The 13198-nt window shown below is 73.5% G+C and carries 20 protein-coding genes; 5 read left to right on the top strand and 15 right to left on the bottom strand.

The window, feature by feature from the left end; all coding sequences use genetic code 11:
• Window positions 1-36: 36 nt before the first annotated feature.
• The 10 genes from BMY04_RS08315 to BMY04_RS08270 all read right to left on the bottom strand — a co-directional run bounded on the left by BMY04_RS08315 (window position 37) and on the right by BMY04_RS08270 (window position 5500).
• The gene (locus BMY04_RS08315; RefSeq protein WP_091178773.1) at window positions 37-864 is read right to left on the bottom strand and encodes an Asp23/Gls24 family envelope stress response protein; all 828 of its coding nucleotides are present in this window, start codon (window positions 862-864) and stop codon (window positions 37-39) included.
• Between the two features lie 127 nt (window positions 865-991).
• Window positions 992-1396, bottom strand: coding sequence for a CsbD family protein (locus BMY04_RS08310; protein WP_091178771.1), 405 nt, complete (start codon window positions 1394-1396; stop codon window positions 992-994).
• A 31-nt stretch (window positions 1397-1427) separates the two neighbouring features.
• On the bottom strand, window positions 1428-2045 hold the full coding sequence (locus BMY04_RS08305) for an Asp23/Gls24 family envelope stress response protein (RefSeq protein ID WP_091178769.1): 618 nt from the start codon (window positions 2043-2045) through the stop codon (window positions 1428-1430).
• Complete coding sequence (locus BMY04_RS08300) at window positions 2045-2614, bottom strand: DUF6286 domain-containing protein (protein WP_091178767.1); 570 nt, start codon at window positions 2612-2614, stop codon at window positions 2045-2047. The genes BMY04_RS08305 and BMY04_RS08300 overlap by 1 nt, the downstream gene beginning before the upstream one ends.
• The gene (locus tag BMY04_RS08295) at window positions 2611-3039 is read right to left on the bottom strand and encodes an Asp23/Gls24 family envelope stress response protein (protein WP_091178765.1); all 429 of its coding nucleotides are present in this window, start codon (window positions 3037-3039) and stop codon (window positions 2611-2613) included. Before BMY04_RS08295 ends, BMY04_RS08300 begins: the two co-directional genes overlap by 4 nt.
• On the bottom strand, window positions 3036-3218 hold the full coding sequence (locus BMY04_RS08290) for a hypothetical protein (protein ID WP_091178763.1): 183 nt from the start codon (window positions 3216-3218) through the stop codon (window positions 3036-3038). Before BMY04_RS08290 ends, BMY04_RS08295 begins: the two co-directional genes overlap by 4 nt.
• Window positions 3219-3298: 80 nt before the next feature.
• On the bottom strand, window positions 3299-3805 hold the full coding sequence (locus BMY04_RS08285; RefSeq protein WP_091178761.1) for an Asp23/Gls24 family envelope stress response protein: 507 nt from the start codon (window positions 3803-3805) through the stop codon (window positions 3299-3301).
• A gap of 125 nt (window positions 3806-3930) precedes the next feature.
• A complete protein-coding gene (locus BMY04_RS08280) occupies window positions 3931-4296 on the bottom strand; it encodes a hypothetical protein (protein WP_091178759.1) in 366 nt (121 codons plus the stop codon).
• Window positions 4293-4907, bottom strand: coding sequence for an Asp23/Gls24 family envelope stress response protein (locus BMY04_RS08275; RefSeq protein ID WP_091178756.1), 615 nt, complete (start codon window positions 4905-4907; stop codon window positions 4293-4295). Before BMY04_RS08275 ends, BMY04_RS08280 begins: the two co-directional genes overlap by 4 nt.
• Window positions 4886-5500 (bottom strand): RNA polymerase sigma factor, encoded by a 615-nt coding sequence (locus BMY04_RS08270; RefSeq protein ID WP_091178754.1) that lies wholly within the window; start codon window positions 5498-5500, stop codon window positions 4886-4888. Before BMY04_RS08270 ends, BMY04_RS08275 begins: the two co-directional genes overlap by 22 nt.
• 154 nt (window positions 5501-5654) lie before the next feature.
• Here BMY04_RS08270 and BMY04_RS08265 point away from each other — a divergent pair, with 154 nt between their 5' ends.
• The 5 genes from BMY04_RS08265 (at window position 5655) to BMY04_RS08245 (ending at window position 8073) form a co-directional block, all read left to right on the top strand.
• Entirely contained in the window at window positions 5655-6155 is a 501-nt protein-coding gene (locus BMY04_RS08265) for an Asp23/Gls24 family envelope stress response protein (RefSeq protein ID WP_091178753.1), read from the top strand.
• A 118-nt stretch (window positions 6156-6273) separates the two neighbouring features.
• A complete protein-coding gene (locus tag BMY04_RS08260) occupies window positions 6274-6456 on the top strand; it encodes a hypothetical protein (protein ID WP_091178751.1) in 183 nt (60 codons plus the stop codon).
• A complete protein-coding gene (locus BMY04_RS08255; protein WP_091178750.1) occupies window positions 6453-6872 on the top strand; it encodes an Asp23/Gls24 family envelope stress response protein in 420 nt (139 codons plus the stop codon). The genes BMY04_RS08260 and BMY04_RS08255 overlap by 4 nt, the downstream gene beginning before the upstream one ends.
• Window positions 6869-7435 (top strand): DUF6286 domain-containing protein, encoded by a 567-nt coding sequence (locus tag BMY04_RS08250; protein WP_091178748.1) that lies wholly within the window; start codon window positions 6869-6871, stop codon window positions 7433-7435. Before BMY04_RS08255 ends, BMY04_RS08250 begins: the two co-directional genes overlap by 4 nt.
• Window positions 7435-8073 carry a hypothetical protein gene (locus tag BMY04_RS08245; protein WP_091178746.1) on the top strand — a complete coding sequence of 213 codons (639 nt, stop codon included), beginning with the start codon at window positions 7435-7437 and terminating at the stop codon, window positions 8071-8073. Before BMY04_RS08250 ends, BMY04_RS08245 begins: the two co-directional genes overlap by 1 nt.
• A gap of 25 nt (window positions 8074-8098) precedes the next feature.
• Here BMY04_RS08245 and BMY04_RS08240 read toward each other — a convergent pair whose 3' ends face one another.
• The 5 genes from BMY04_RS08240 to atpA all read right to left on the bottom strand — a co-directional run bounded on the left by BMY04_RS08240 (window position 8099) and on the right by atpA (window position 13180).
• Window positions 8099-8548 carry a DUF2550 domain-containing protein gene (locus BMY04_RS08240; RefSeq protein ID WP_091178744.1) on the bottom strand — a complete coding sequence of 150 codons (450 nt, stop codon included), beginning with the start codon at window positions 8546-8548 and terminating at the stop codon, window positions 8099-8101.
• Window positions 8549-8684: 136 nt separating this feature from the next.
• Window positions 8685-9089: a F0F1 ATP synthase subunit epsilon gene (locus BMY04_RS08235; RefSeq protein ID WP_091178742.1), complete on the bottom strand. Its 405-nt coding sequence runs from the start codon at window positions 9087-9089 to the stop codon at window positions 8685-8687.
• Window positions 9090-9146: 57 nt separating this feature from the next.
• Window positions 9147-10604, bottom strand: a complete 1458-nt coding sequence (gene atpD / locus BMY04_RS08230) for a F0F1 ATP synthase subunit beta (protein ID WP_091178740.1) — start codon at window positions 10602-10604, stop codon at window positions 9147-9149.
• Between the two features lie 22 nt (window positions 10605-10626).
• Window positions 10627-11538, bottom strand: a complete 912-nt coding sequence (locus BMY04_RS08225) for a F0F1 ATP synthase subunit gamma (protein WP_091178738.1) — start codon at window positions 11536-11538, stop codon at window positions 10627-10629.
• Window positions 11539-11542: 4 nt separating this feature from the next.
• Window positions 11543-13180 (bottom strand): F0F1 ATP synthase subunit alpha, encoded by a 1638-nt coding sequence (gene atpA, locus BMY04_RS08220; protein ID WP_091178736.1) that lies wholly within the window; start codon window positions 13178-13180, stop codon window positions 11543-11545.
• Window positions 13181-13198 lie beyond the last annotated feature (18 nt).

The following is a 13198-nucleotide window of genomic DNA, read 5'->3' as shown; positions in this document are numbered from 1 at the left end:
CGTCGTTCCGTCCTGCTGGCGCGGGCTGGAGCACCCCTAGCCCTGACGCTGCTGCTGCTCCCCGACCCGCCTCTCGATCTGCTCCTCGATCGGCTCCCGGTCCCCCGCCGGGCTGTCGACCACGACCACCTCGTCGGCCAGGACGACCCGGTCGGCGACCACGATGTCCGGGCCCTCGCCGTCGGCGGCCCGGCCGCTCAGCACCACGGTAGGGCCACCGCCGTCGCGAGGGGCACGGTCGTCCTCGACCCTCGACGTGGTCCCGCCGGACGACGTCGAGGGGTCGCCGACCCCGACCTCGGCGTCTGCGGCCTCCTCCACGGCGCGGAAGACGATCCGCTGGACGTCCTCGTCGGCCTCGCGGACGGGGTCGGTCGACGCGGCGTCCACGAGAGCCGCGTCGACCGCCTCGGGCTCGGGCTCGACCGGGGGCGGCACGTCGTCGTCGGGGTGGTGCAGCCCCACCACGGAGACGTTGACCTCGACGACCTCCAGGCCGGCCTCGCGTTCCACCCGTGTGCGCACCTCGGAGCGCACCCGGTCGGCCAGGGCCGGGACCGGGGTCCCGTACTCGGCGACGAGGCTCACGTCCACGGCCGCCTGGGTCGCGCCGACCTCGACGCTCACCCCCGCGCCGTACGTGGTGCGCCCGCCCGGCACCCGTCCCATGGCGCGCACCAGGGCCCGGCCCGTGGCGGTGCCGAGCGCGTGGACGCCCTCGACCTGCTCGGCCGCGCGAGCCGCGGCCTGCTGGACGCGCCCGGCCCGCGTCGGCTGGGGGGCGTGGCCCGGCGAGGGCGCGGACGGCGCGGCGGGCCCAGCCACGACGGTGGTGGCGGGGGTGGCTGCGGGTGCGGCGGTCATGAGGTCCTCCTACGGGGTCCTGCGCGGTCGTGCGGGGTCGTGCGGGGTCGTGCGGGGTCGTGCGGGGTGCTGCTGGTGCCGGGGCCGTGGCGGCCCCGGTCGGGGCCGCCACCAGACGTTCAGCGCGTCAGCGCTTCTCCTCGAGCCGGAGCGCCACGCCGAGGGCCATGAACGTGGGTGCCCAGTGCCCGATGAAGATGCCCCAGCGGTCGGACTGCGCCTTGCTGTCACCGGTCTTGTTCCGGCTGATCGCCCAGGAGGCGAGCGAGAGGCCGATGGAGCCGAACGCGGCGGCGTACATCCACTCGCTGCGCACGCCGAGGCGGTGCAGGCGGTTGACGACGCCGTGCCCGCGCTGCAGCTGGTCGAGGGCGTCGTCGGTGGCGCGCGAGGCCGTGCGCTGCGCGTCGTGCAGGGCGCCGCGGGCGTCGCCGGCGACGTTCCTGGCCGTGCTGCTCAGGTTGTCGGCGAGGTCGCCGGCGACGTCCTTCGCGCGGCCGGCGGCGTCCTCGGCCTTGTCCGAGATGCTCATGTCGTTCTCCTTCGGTGCGGGTGCTGCGGGGTCAGAGGGTGATGCGGTGGGTGCGCCGGCGGCCGGTGTCGACCTCGACCTGGACGCCGAGGCGGCGCACCTGCGTGTCGAGCGCCTCGCCGAGGTCGCGGACGGGTCCGGCCTCGATCGCCTGGAGCAGGCGGCGGACGTCGGTGCGGTCCCCCGCCGTCACCTTGACGGTGAGGTCGGGTCCCCGGGCGTCGCCGCGCAGGACCGCGGAGGCCGACTGCACGCCGTCCAGGGCCTGGATCTGCGCCTCGACGGCGTCGGTCAGGGCGCCCGCCTCGAGCCGGGTCAGGCCGCGGGCGGGGTCGTCCTCGAGGCGCAGCGGGCGGGCCGAGCCGGTCCGCGGGACCTGCGCGACGAGCCAGGCGAGGCCCAGCAGGGCCAGCACGACCCCGACGACGACCACGAGGGTCACGACCCCGGTGCTCGCGAACGCCGACGCGGTCGCCCGGCCGGCGACCTTGTCGTCCGGGGCGGGACGCGTCAGCTGGAGGCCGACGGCCCGACCGAGCGGGGTCAGCAGGCCGGCGCCGACGACGATGCCGGCCGCGCCCACCAGGAGGAGCACGAGGCCCACGACGGCGAGCCAGGTGCGGTTGAGACCGCCTGCGTGGTGGCGCATCAGACCTCCCTCGTACGGACCGCGACGGTGACGCGCGGCCGGGGTGACAACCCGAGGCCCGTGAGCCCTTCGGAGACGGCGCCGAGGACCTGGGAGCGGACGACGTCGCGCTGCTGCGACGAGGTGGTGACGTCGACGTGCACACGACGGCCGGAGGCGGAGGCCGACACCTGGTCCACGCCGTCGACGTCGTCGGCACGGGCGACCGCGAGGCGGGCGACGGCCCGGGTGGAGACCACGTACTCGCGGTCGGCCACCACCCCGGCGCCCTCGACCTGCAGCGCGGCGGCCTTGTGGCCGCCCGGCTTGAGCGCGGCGACGAGGAGCACGAGGCCCAGGACGGCGACGACGGCCGCGGCGGCCAGGACGGCGGCGGAGCCCCACGTCACGCCGGCGACGGCCGAGGCCGGCGCGCTGACCTGGCTGGCCCAGCGGCCGTCCACGAGACGGCCGACCGCCGCGACGACGGCGAGGACGCCGATCGCGAGGAGCAGCACGGCGACGATGCTGGCCGGGACCGTCCGGCTCGGCCGGCGGCGCAGGCGGGGGGAACGGGCGGCGGCGCTCATCGCAGCCGCTCCCGGGGCTCGTCGGCACCGTCGGCGCCGGGCACGACCAGGAAGCGGACGTCCACGTCGACCCGGTGGACCGCGACCCCGGTCAGGGCCTCGACCCGCTGCGCGACGTGCTCGCGCAGCTCGGAGGTCACGCGCCGGACCGAGCCGGGGTAGGTCAGCCCGACGGTGAGCGCCACGTCGGCGGACTCGCGGCCGAGGTCGACGTCGACGGAAGGCCGGGCGCCGGCGTCGGCGTGCGCGCCGACGCCGAGGACCCCGCCCTCGCGGCCGAGCACGCCGCGCACCTCGCTGGCGGCCTGCCCGGCGACCTTCTCCACGACCTTGTCGCCGAGGACGAGGCGGCCGCGGCTCGCGGGGGCGGAGCGACGCGGTGCGGCGCCAGCGCCGGCGGCGGGGGTGACGGTCGAGGCGCTCATCGCTTCTCGGTCGCGCGACCCAGCAGGCCCGCGACGTCGAGGCGGCCGTCGAGGGCGAGCCCGACGACCAGGCCGAGCGCCCCGAAGACGAGGACGATGACGAACGAGCCGAAGCTGCCGAAGGCAGCGCTGAGGCCGAGGACGAGGCCCACGAACAGGGCGGTGGTGGTGCGGGACATGCCCGTTCCTTTCTGAGCGGGTGGAGCAGGGTGCCGGCGCCCGGGACGTGTGGGGCGCGGTCCGGGCGCCGGCGGGAGGATCAGCGCAGCGACTCGCCGTCGGAGGTTCCGGCGTCGTCGCTGTCGTCCTCCGGCAGGTGGACGTCGGAGACGTTCACGTCGACCGAGACGACGTCGAGCCCGGTGCCGTACTCGACGGCGGAGATGACGTTCTCCCGGATCTGCTCGCTCACGGTGACGATGGGGGCGCCGTACTCGACGACGACCGAGATGTCGATGGCGGTCTCGCGCTCGCCCTTCTCCACGGACACGCCGCCGGTGACGCTGGGCTGGGTGCTGCCCGGGATGCGCTGCGCCAGGCTGCCGATCGCGCGGCGCGCGGCGTTGCCCATGGCGTAGACCCCGTTCACCTCGCGGGCGGCGATGCCGGCGATCTTGGCGACGACGCCGTCGGCGATCGTGGTGTCGCCGTGCTCGGTGTGCAGGGCGTCGAGCTCCTTGGGGGCGTTCTTCTCGGCCTCCTTGGCGGCCTGCGTGGCGGCGTGGCGGCGCTCCTCGCCGGTGCTGGGGACGACGGTCTGCGACATGTGAACTCCTTCACTGGTTGAGTGCCTTCACCAGGGAGGACGTTCGGTCGTGCGCGATCGTCACGCGGACGACACACTTTTTTTCCTGCTGACCGCCGCGGGGCGGTCGTGCGCTCAGGGGGTGCTCAGCGCTCGACGCTGAGCACCGCCACGGTGAGCGAGCCGGGTTCCAGGGCGTGCGCGACGAGCACCCGCGCCAGCGCCTGGCGCACCTCGCGGGCCGTGGCCCCGGCGGCCCGGTCGGCCGCCGTCGCGACGTCGACGTGGACGTCGACGACCTCGCCGCGGCGGTGCAGCTCGATGCCGTCGGCGGCCGAGCGGGCGGCCCGACCGTTCGCGAGCACCGTCGTGCCGGCCTGGAGGCGGCGCAGCGCGTTGCGCAGCGTGGGCTCGAGCCGGACGACCCCGGGAACCGCCTCGGTGGCGGCCGCCAGCTCGTCGCGCAGGTCGTCGGTCGCCGCCCGGAGCTCGGCGTGGGTCGGTCCCGTCACAGCACGTCCTCCACCGTCAGGTCGACCCGTCGAACGCCGAGGCCCGTCTCCCGGGCGACCTGCTCGGCCACGCGGCGGCGCAGGGTGGCCGTGGCCTCGACGATGGAGGTGCCCGGCTCCACGGCCAGCGCGAGGTCCACGTCGACGAGCGTGCCGCTCCGCAGCTCGTGCTCGTCCGGCGGCTGCCACCCGTCCTCCCCGCCGTCCCCGTCCCCGTCGCCGTCGTCGTCCGTGAAGGGACGCACTCGGCAGCGGCGCGCCCGGATGCCAGGCACGGAGTCGGCCGCGGCCCAGACCAGGCCGACCACCGCCTGCTCGCTGATCGTCAGCCCGGGGACCTCGTCGGCGTCCAGGGGGATGGCCTGGCCGCGCCGGACCTCGGCGCGCACCAGCCCCATCACCGACGCCGTGAACCCGGGGTCCGGCTGCAGGGCCGGGTCGGCGGCCTCGGTGGAGCGGAGGTCGATGGCGGCGTCGGAGAGCCGCAGCAGCCGCGCCCGTGCCTCGAGGCAGTAGGGGCAGGTGCGCTCGTGCTCGTCGGGAGGGCCGTCGAGGTGGCTCCACACGTCGTCGATGGAGCGCCCGCAGCTCAGTCGCGCGTCGTCTGCCACGACCCCATCCTCTCCACGAGCTCACGACGGGCGCGGGCGATGCGCCCCCGCACCGTGCTGACCGGCACCCCGAGGGCCACGGCGACCTCCTCGTACGACAGGCCGTCCACCTCGCGCATCGCCCACGCGGCCCGCTGGGCGACCGGCAGCTCCTGCAGCGCCGCGGCGAGGTCGCCGAGCTGGGCGCGCTGCTCGGCCCGCGCCTCGGGACCCGGCTCGGCGGCGACCAGCCCGTCGAGCTCCGGCGCGGTGGTGTCGACCGGCTGCTCGGGCCGGCGCGCGCGGAAGGCGTCGATGCTGCGCCGGGTGGTGATCTGGTAGAGCCAGCCGCGGAAGGCCTCGGGCGTCTGCAGCGTCGGCAGGCGCCGCCAGGCGGTCAGGAACGCCTCCTGGACGATGTCCTCCGCCAGCCGACGGTCCGGGGTCAGGCGCAGCGCGTGGCGGAACAGCGGGCCCTGGTAGCGGCGCACGAGCACGGCGAAGGCGGAGTCGTCCCCGCTGGCGGCACGTCCCACCAGGCTCGCGTCGTCCCACTCCTCGTACGCGCCCGCGTCGAGGGGCTGCACCACGGAGGGGTCGGCATCGGGGGTCATCGGCCGTGCTCCTCCTTCCTCCGGGCGGTCCTCGTCGACCGTCCAGCGGGCGCGCACGGAAAAAGTTCGCGGATCCGCGTGACGAAATACTCGCAGGCTCCGACCTACAGGTGTCAGCGCAACACCAAGAAGCGCCCGAACCGTAGGAGTGACCATGTCCGACACCGTGATCCCGCAGACCGTCGAGGAGCGCCAGTCCGCCGCCGCGAAGGCCGCCGCCGACGCCCCCGCGCCCAAGCAGATCGACGCCCTGCACACCGAGCACGGCGACACCACGATCGCCGACACCGTCGTCGCCAAGATCGCCGGCATGGCGGCCCGCGAGGTCCCCGGCGTGTACGCCATGGGCAACGCCGCACGCCGCGCCATCAGCTCGGTGACCAACCGGGTGACCGGCGGCACCGGCCAGGCCAGCGTGTCCGACGGCGTGAGCATCGAGAAGGGCGAGAGCCAGGCCACGGTGTCGGTGTCCGTCGTCGTCGAGTACGGCGCCTCGATCGTCACCGTGAGCGAGCAGATCCGCGAGAACGTCATCCGCGCGGTCGAGTTCGGCACCGGGCTCGAGGTCGTCTCGGTCGACGTGAACGTCTCCGACGTCCACCTGCCGGACGAGGACGACGACGCGGTCGACACCGCCGGCGCGCCGCTGCGCTGACCCGACCCTGACGGGCGGCCGCACCGACCCCGGTGCGGCCGCTCCTCGCCGCGTCACCACCACCCCGCCACCACTCCGGGCGCACCCCGCGCCCCGACCCCGAGGAAGGAACTGCGCCATGTCGCGCACCACCACCGCCCTGTTCGTCGGCCTGATCCTGGGCCTCACCGCCGCCTTCGGCACGTTCGGCGCGTTCGTCGTCGTGCTGCTCTTCGGGGCCGTCGGCCTCGTCGTCGGGCTCGTGCTCGACGGCCGCCTCGACCTGGCCGGCCTCCTGGGGCGGGCCACGGCCAAGCGATGAGCAGCCTCGTGACCACCCACGACGGCGTGCGCACGCTGCCCGTCGCCGGTGACGCCGCGCTCCGCACGCGCGGCACGCTCGTCGTGGCCGAGCGCGTGCTGGAGAAGGTCGCGGCGCAGGCGGCGACCGAGGTGCCGGAGGTCTCCGGCCGGTCCGGCGGGTTCCTCGGCATCGGCACCGACGCCGACCCGGCCGCGCGGCCCAAGGTCGACGTGACGCTCTCCAGCGAGTCGGCCGACCTGTCGATCGCGGTCGGCATCGCCTACCCGGGCTCCATCCGGCGTGCGGCGGCCGCCCTGCGCCAGCACGTCACGCACCGCGTCGAGGCCCTCACCGGCGTCGACGTCCGCCGCGTCGACATCGACGTGACCTACCTGCCCGTGCAGGAAGGGACTCCCAGAAAGGCCCTGCGATGAGCACCACCCGCTCCCGGCGGCTGCGCCGCCGACCCAGCCGCACCGTGCCGGCCACGATCGTCGCCGTCCTCCTGCTCGGGCTCGGCGCCCTCACCGCCGTCGTCGCGATCAGCCGGCTCGCCACCGGGACCTGGCCGACGCAGGCCACCGCTCCGGCCTCGGCCGTGGCCGGCCAGACCTGGGGCTCGCCGGCGGTCGTCGTCGCCGCCGCGCTGGCGGTCGTCGCCGGCGTCGTGCTGCTCCTCGCCGGGCTGAAGCCCGGCGGCCACCGCTCCACCCAGCTCCGCGGCCCGTCCGGCGAGCTGGTCGGGCAGACCGACTACGTCATCACCAACGGCGCGGTCGCCCGCCTGGCCGCGGCGCAGGCCGACCGCGTGGACGGCGTGGACAAGGTCTCCGCGTCCTCCGACGGCCGTCGCGTGCGGCTCCACCTGACGACGTCCTCGGAGCAGACGGCCCAGATCCGCGACCGCGTCGTCCAGCGGGTCACCGACACCCTCACCGCCGCCGGCCTCGACCCCGCCCCGCGGGTGAGCGCCACCGTCACCACGAAGGACCTCTGATGCGCCAGTCCGCCACCCGCCTGAACCGCGCCTGGCTCACCGTCCTCGGCGTCCTGCTCGTCCTGCTGGGCGCCGCAGGGCTCCTGGTGTCCACCGGCCAGGCGGCTCCGCTCGCCTCCGCCGCCGGCATCGGCTGGACGCCCCCGGACACGGGGCAGCGGCTGTTCGGCGCGGCCACCGCCGCCGCGCTCGCCCTCACCTGGGTCGTCGTGCTCGTCGCCCTCGTCGCGGTCGTGGTGGCCCTGCTCGGCCTCGCGTGGCTGCTCGCCCAGGTCCCGCGCAAGCGCGAGGCGAAGCCGTTCCGGCTGCACGACGACGCCGAGACCGGCTTGACCCGGGTCGACGCAGGGGTCGTCGCCGACGCGGTCGAGGCCCAGCTCAAGAGCCTGCCGGGCGTCAGCGGCGCGTCGGCGGTCCTGCGCGGCAGCGTCGCGCAGCCCGACCTCACCGTGCGCCTGACGGTCGACGACCGCTCCGACATCCCGGCCGTCCTCGGCCGGGTCCACCGCGAGGTGGCCGGCGACCTGGCCGGCGCGCTCGACACCCGGCTCCAGCGCCTCGGCGTGCAGGTCGAGGTGAGCAGCGCGAAGACGGGCAAGGGGCAGATCACCGTCACCCCGGTGGCCCCGGTGCACTGACGCGAGCCGGTGGACCGGCGAGCGCTCAGGAGGCCCGCGACCCCGAGGTGATGCCCGGGGGCGCGGCCTCCAGCCACGCCAGGAGGCCGAGCAGCGAGTCCTCACTCATGGCCAGCTCGCGCGTCTGGGGTCCCTTCTCGAGGGCGAGGACGCGCGAGTCCGCCGTGAGCGCCACCGCCTCCACGGGATCGGGTGACCGGCTCTCCAGGACGCGGACCTCGCCACGGGGGAACGTCTCGCGCGGGCGGACGGCGAAGGAGAAGAACCGGAACCACTCGAGGCGTCCGCCGTTGTACCGACCCACCCCGAGGACCCAGCCGGCGCCCGGGGTGCTGGTGCGCAGCCGCAGGCTGCACTCGAACGTCCCGCCCCGGCGGGCCAGCCACCGGCGCCGCACCGCGAGGAGCAGCAGCAGGAGCACGGCGAGGACGAGCAGCAGCCCCAGGACCTCGAGGACCCCCAGGAAACCGCTCATCCACCGTCCTCGCCGTCGGTCCGATCACGTGCGCTGCAACGAGCATGGCAGCGAGAACCGCCCGCGCCAAAACGCGGGCGGTTCGTCCGGGCTCAGCCGGAAGGACCTCGGCGGGCGCGCCGGGCGCCCTCGAGGGCTACTGCCGTTTCTGCGCCGCGCGAAGCTGCGCGGTGGCCCGCTGGAAGTGCTTGCGGTCCTCCTCGTTCCCGTCGCCGGAGTCGAGGCGCTGCTGGGCCTCGGCGAGCTCACGCTCCGCCTCGCCGACCGACAGCTCGTCGGCCAGCCGGGCGTACTCCGACAGGATCGAGACCCGGCCCTGCGAGACGGAGACGAAGCCGCCGTCGACGGCCACCACCTCACGCTTGCGGCCGTCCTCGCAGAAGATCACCACGGCGCTGGGCTGCAGCACAGCCAGGACCGGGGCGTGACCGGGGAGGATCCCGATCTCGCCGTCGGTCGTCTTGGCGATGACGTTCGTCGACTCGCCCGACCAGATGACCTTGTCGGCGGAGACGACCTCGACCTGCATCGGCTCAGCCATGCCTCACCTCGGGAGGGTTCGGGGGGGTCGTCCCCCCCGGGACGGACTCAGCCACGATCAGCTGTCCTTCTGCAGCTCGGACCAGCGGCGCTCGACGTCCTCCATGCTGCCGACGTTGAAGAACGCCTGCTCGGCGATGTGGTCCACCTTGCCGGACACGATCATCTCGAAGCTGTCGATGGTGTCCGCCAGCGGAACCGTCGAGCCCTCGATGTTCGTGAACTTCTCCGCCATGTACGTGTTCTGCGACAGGAACTGCTGGATGCGCCGCGCACGGTTGACGGCGATCTTGTCCTCCTCGGACAGCTCGTCGACACCGAGGATGGCGATGATGTCCTGCAGCTCCTTGTTGCGCTGGAGCAGCTGCTTGACCTGGACCGCGACGTCGTAGTGCCGCTGCCCGATGTACTGCGGGTCGAGGATCCGGCTCGTCGAGCTCAGCGGGTCCACGGCCGGGTAGAGCCCGCGGGAGGCGATCTCGCGGCTCAGCTCGGTGGTCGCGTCGAGGTGGGCGAACGTGGTGGCCGGCGCCGGGTCGGTGTAGTCGTCGGCGGGCACGTAGATCGCCTGCATCGAGGTGATCGAGTGGCCGCGGGTCGACGTGATCCGCTCCTGCAGCTGGCCCATCTCGTCGGCCAGGTTGGGCTGGTAGCCCACGGCCGACGGCATCCGGCCGAGCAGCGTGGAGACCTCCGAGCCGGCCTGGGTGAACCGGAAGATGTTGTCGATGAAGAGCAGCACGTCCTGGTTCTGGACGTCGCGGAAGTACTCCGCCATGGTCAGCGCCGACAGCGCCACGCGCAGCCGGGTGCCCGGCGGCTCGTCCATCTGGCCGAAGACCAGCGCGGTGTCCTTGAAGACGCCGGCTTCTTCCATCTCGTTGATGAGGTCGTTGCCCTCGCGGGTGCGCTCCCCCACGCCGGCGAACACCGAGGTGCCGCCGAAGTTGTGGGCGATGCGGTAGATCATCTCCTGGATGAGCACCGTCTTGCCCACACCGGCGCCGCCGAACAGGCCGATCTTGCCGCCGGTCACGTACGGGGTCAGCAGGTCGAGGACCTTGATGCCGGTCTCGAGCATCTCGGTCTTCGACTCGAGCTGGTCGAACGCCGGCGGCGGGCGGTGGATCGACCAGCGCTCGTCGATCTGGATGGTCGAGGCGTCGACGTCCAGGACGTTGCCGGTGACGTCCCACACGTGACCCTTGGTGATGTTGCCCACCGGGACCGAGATCGGACCGCCGGTGTCACGCACCTCGGAGCCGCGACGCATGCCGTCGGTCGGCTTGAGGGAGATCGCCCGGACGAGGTTGTCGCCGATCTGCAGCGCCACCTCCATGGTGATGGTCCGCGTCGCGTCGCCGATCGTGATGTCGACCTGCAGCGCGTTGTAGATGTCGGGCATCTGGTCGACCGGGAACTCGACGTCGACGACGGGGCCGATGACCCGCGACACCCGGCCCACGCCCCCGCTGGTGGGGGCCTGGGGTGCCTCGAGAGTGGTGTCTACGCTCATGGTGCTCCTTCTTCCTACGTCTTTAGTCGACGCCGGCGGTGGCCTCGGCCAGGGCCGCGGACCCCCCGACGATCTCAGAGATCTCCTGGGTGATCTCGGCCTGCCGGGCCTGGTTGGCCTCCCGGGTCAGGCGCTCGATCAGCTGCTGCGCGTTGTCGGTGGCCGACTTCATCGCCCGCTGGCGGCTGGCCAGCTCCGAGGCCGCCGCCTGCAGCAGGCAGTACTGGATGCGGCTCGCCACGTAGAGCGGCAGCAGCTCGTCGAGGACCGTCTCGGCGTCCGGCTCGAACTCGTACAGCGGCAGCACGTCGGACTTCGACGGCGGCTCGGTGTCCTCGACGACCTCGAGCGGCAGCAGCCGGATGACCTCGGCCTTCTGGGTGAGCATCGAGACGAACCGGGTGTAGACGACGTGGATCTCGTCCACGCCCCCCTCCTCGGTCGGCTTGAGGAAGGCCTCGATCAGCGCGTCGGCGATCTCGCGGGCGTGGGCGTACGTCGGGGCGTCGGAGAAGCCCTCCCACGACCCGGCGACCTCGCGGCGACGGAAGCCGTAGAAGGCGGTCGCCTTGCGGCCGGCCAGGTACGAGACGGCCGTCTTGCCGTTCTCGCGCAGCAGCTGGTTGAGCTCCTCCCCCGCCCGGATGACCGAGGACGAGTACGCCCCGGCCAGGCCGCGGTCGGAGGTGATCAGCAGCACGGCGGCGCGGGTCGGGTTGTCCGACTCGGTCGTGAGCGGGTGCTCCACGTTGGAGAACGTGGCGACCGCCGACACCGCGCGCGTGAGCTCACGCGCGTACGGCGCCGACGACTGCGCCCGCTGCTGCGCCTTGACGATCCGCGACGCGGCGATCAGCTCCATCGCCCGGGTGACCTTCTTGATGGTCGTCACCGAGCTCCGGCGCTGGCGCAGGTCGCGCAGGCTCGCTGGCATGGGGTCAGGACCTCCGCTGCTTGACGATCTGCTCCTGGTTCACGTCGTCCGGGTCCGTCGCGTCGTGCTCCTCGCGACCGGCGAGCAGCTTGCCCTCGCCGGTCTGGAAGCCGCGCTTGAACTCGGCGATCTGCTCACGCAGGCCGCTCGCCGTGTCGTCGTCGAAGACCTTGGACTCGCGGATGTTCTGCAGGGCGCTGCCGTTGTGGCGCAGGTAGTCCAGCAGCTCGCGCTCGAAGCGCAGCACGTCGTCGACCGGCACCTCGTCGAGCAGGCCCTGCAGGCCGGCCCACACCGAGACGACCTGCTCCTCCACCGGGTACGGGCTGTACTGCGGCTGGCGCAGCAGCTCGGTCAGCCGGCTGCCGCGGTCGAGCTGGCGCCGGGTGGTGGCGTCCAGGTCGGAGGCGAACATGGCGAAGGCCTGCATGTCGCGGTACTGGGCGAGCTCGAGCTTGAGCGAGCCCGACACCGTCTTCATGGCCTTGATCTGCGCGGCGCCGCCGACGCGGGACACCGAGATGCCGACGTCGATGGCGGGGCGCTGGTTGGCGTTGAAGAGGTCCGACTGCAGGAAGATCTGGCCGTCGGTGATCGAGATGACGTTCGTCGGGATGAAGGCCGACACGTCGTTGGCCTTCGTCTCGATGATCGGCAGACCCGTCATCGACCCGCCGCCCAGCTCCTTGGACAGCTTGGCGCAGCGCTCGAGCAGACGCGAGTGGAGGTAGAAGACGTCGCCGGGGTAGGCCTCGCGGCCCGGCGGACGGCGCAGCAGCAGCGACATGGCGCGGTAGGCCTCGGCCTGCTTGGTCAGGTCGTCGAAGACGATCAGGACGTGCTTGCCCTGGTACATCCAGTGCTGGCCGATGGCCGAGCCGGTGTAGGGGGCGACGTACTTGAAGCCGGCCGCGTCGGAGGCCGGCGCGTGCACGATGGTCGTGTACTCGAGCGCCCCCGCCTCCTCGAGCTGGCCGCGGATGCCGGCGACGGTCGAGCCCTTCTGGCCGATCGCGACGTAGATGCAGCGGACCTGCTGCTCCGGGTCGCCGCTGGCCCAGGCCTGGCGCTGGTTGATGATCGTGTCGAGCGCGATGGCCGACTTGCCGGTCTTGCGGTCGCCGATGATCAGCTGACGCTGGCCACGGCCGATCGGGATCATGGCGTCGATCGCCTTGATCCCGGTCTGCATCGGCTGGCGGACCTCCTGGCGGTCCATGACGCCGGCGGCCTGCAGCTCCAGCTGGCGACGGCCGTCGAGGTCGGTGATCTCGCCGAGGCCGTCGATCGGGTTGCCGAGGGCGTCGACCGTACGGCCGAGGTAGCCGTCGCCGACCGGGACGGAGAGGACGTCGCCGGTCCGCTTGACGACCTGGCCCTCCTCGATGCCCTCGGAGTCGCCCATGACGACGACGCCGATCTCGCGGACGTCGAGGTTCAGCGCGATGCCGACGGTGCCGTTCTCGAAGGTCAGCAGCTCGTTGGCCATCGCCGACGGCAGGCCCTCGACGCGGGCGATCCCGTCGCCGGAGCTGACGACGGTGCCGACCTCCTCGCGGCTGGCCGTGTCGGGGGCGTAGCTCTGGACGAAGCGGTCCAGGGCCTCCCGGATCTCCTCGGGGCGGATCGTCAGTTCTGCCATCGCCTGCTGCCTGCTCTC

It is taken from the genome of Microlunatus flavus (assembly GCF_900110855.1).
GTDB classification, from domain to species: Bacteria; Actinomycetota; Actinomycetes; order Propionibacteriales; family Propionibacteriaceae; genus Microlunatus; species Microlunatus flavus.
Note: the sequence above shows the minus strand (reverse complement) of the source record. Positions and strands in the feature narration are given on the sequence as shown.

Bases quoted from the DNA above. Each gene is read 5' to 3' on its own strand.
- BMY04_RS08315 (WP_091178773.1), bottom strand. From the start codon at position 864: ATGACCGCCGCACCCGCAGCCACCCCCGCCACCACCGTCGTGGCTGGG.
- BMY04_RS08310 (WP_091178771.1), bottom strand. From the start codon at position 1,396: ATGAGCATCTCGGACAAGGCCGAGGACGCCGCCGGCCGCGCGAAGGAC.
- BMY04_RS08305 (WP_091178769.1), bottom strand. From the start codon at position 2,045: ATGCGCCACCACGCAGGCGGTCTCAACCGCACCTGGCTCGCCGTCGTG.
- BMY04_RS08300 (WP_091178767.1), bottom strand. From the start codon at position 2,614: ATGAGCGCCGCCGCCCGTTCCCCCCGCCTGCGCCGCCGGCCGAGCCGG.
- BMY04_RS08295 (WP_091178765.1), bottom strand. From the start codon at position 3,039: ATGAGCGCCTCGACCGTCACCCCCGCCGCCGGCGCTGGCGCCGCACCG.
- BMY04_RS08290 (WP_091178763.1), bottom strand. From the start codon at position 3,218: ATGTCCCGCACCACCACCGCCCTGTTCGTGGGCCTCGTCCTCGGCCTC.
- BMY04_RS08285 (WP_091178761.1), bottom strand. From the start codon at position 3,805: ATGTCGCAGACCGTCGTCCCCAGCACCGGCGAGGAGCGCCGCCACGCC.
- BMY04_RS08270 (WP_091178754.1), bottom strand. From the start codon at position 5,500: ATGACCCCCGATGCCGACCCCTCCGTGGTGCAGCCCCTCGACGCGGGC.
- BMY04_RS08265 (WP_091178753.1), top strand. From the start codon at position 5,655: ATGTCCGACACCGTGATCCCGCAGACCGTCGAGGAGCGCCAGTCCGCC.
- BMY04_RS08260 (WP_091178751.1), top strand. From the start codon at position 6,274: ATGTCGCGCACCACCACCGCCCTGTTCGTCGGCCTGATCCTGGGCCTC.
- BMY04_RS08255 (WP_091178750.1), top strand. From the start codon at position 6,453: ATGAGCAGCCTCGTGACCACCCACGACGGCGTGCGCACGCTGCCCGTC.
- BMY04_RS08250 (WP_091178748.1), top strand. From the start codon at position 6,869: ATGAGCACCACCCGCTCCCGGCGGCTGCGCCGCCGACCCAGCCGCACC.
- BMY04_RS08245 (WP_091178746.1), top strand. From the start codon at position 7,435: ATGCGCCAGTCCGCCACCCGCCTGAACCGCGCCTGGCTCACCGTCCTC.
- BMY04_RS08240 (WP_091178744.1), bottom strand. From the start codon at position 8,548: ATGAGCGGTTTCCTGGGGGTCCTCGAGGTCCTGGGGCTGCTGCTCGTC.
- BMY04_RS08235 (WP_091178742.1), bottom strand. From the start codon at position 9,089: ATGGCTGAGCCGATGCAGGTCGAGGTCGTCTCCGCCGACAAGGTCATC.
- atpD (WP_091178740.1), bottom strand. From the start codon at position 10,604: ATGAGCGTAGACACCACTCTCGAGGCACCCCAGGCCCCCACCAGCGGG.
- BMY04_RS08225 (WP_091178738.1), bottom strand. From the start codon at position 11,538: ATGCCAGCGAGCCTGCGCGACCTGCGCCAGCGCCGGAGCTCGGTGACG.
- atpA (WP_091178736.1), bottom strand. From the start codon at position 13,180: ATGGCAGAACTGACGATCCGCCCCGAGGAGATCCGGGAGGCCCTGGAC.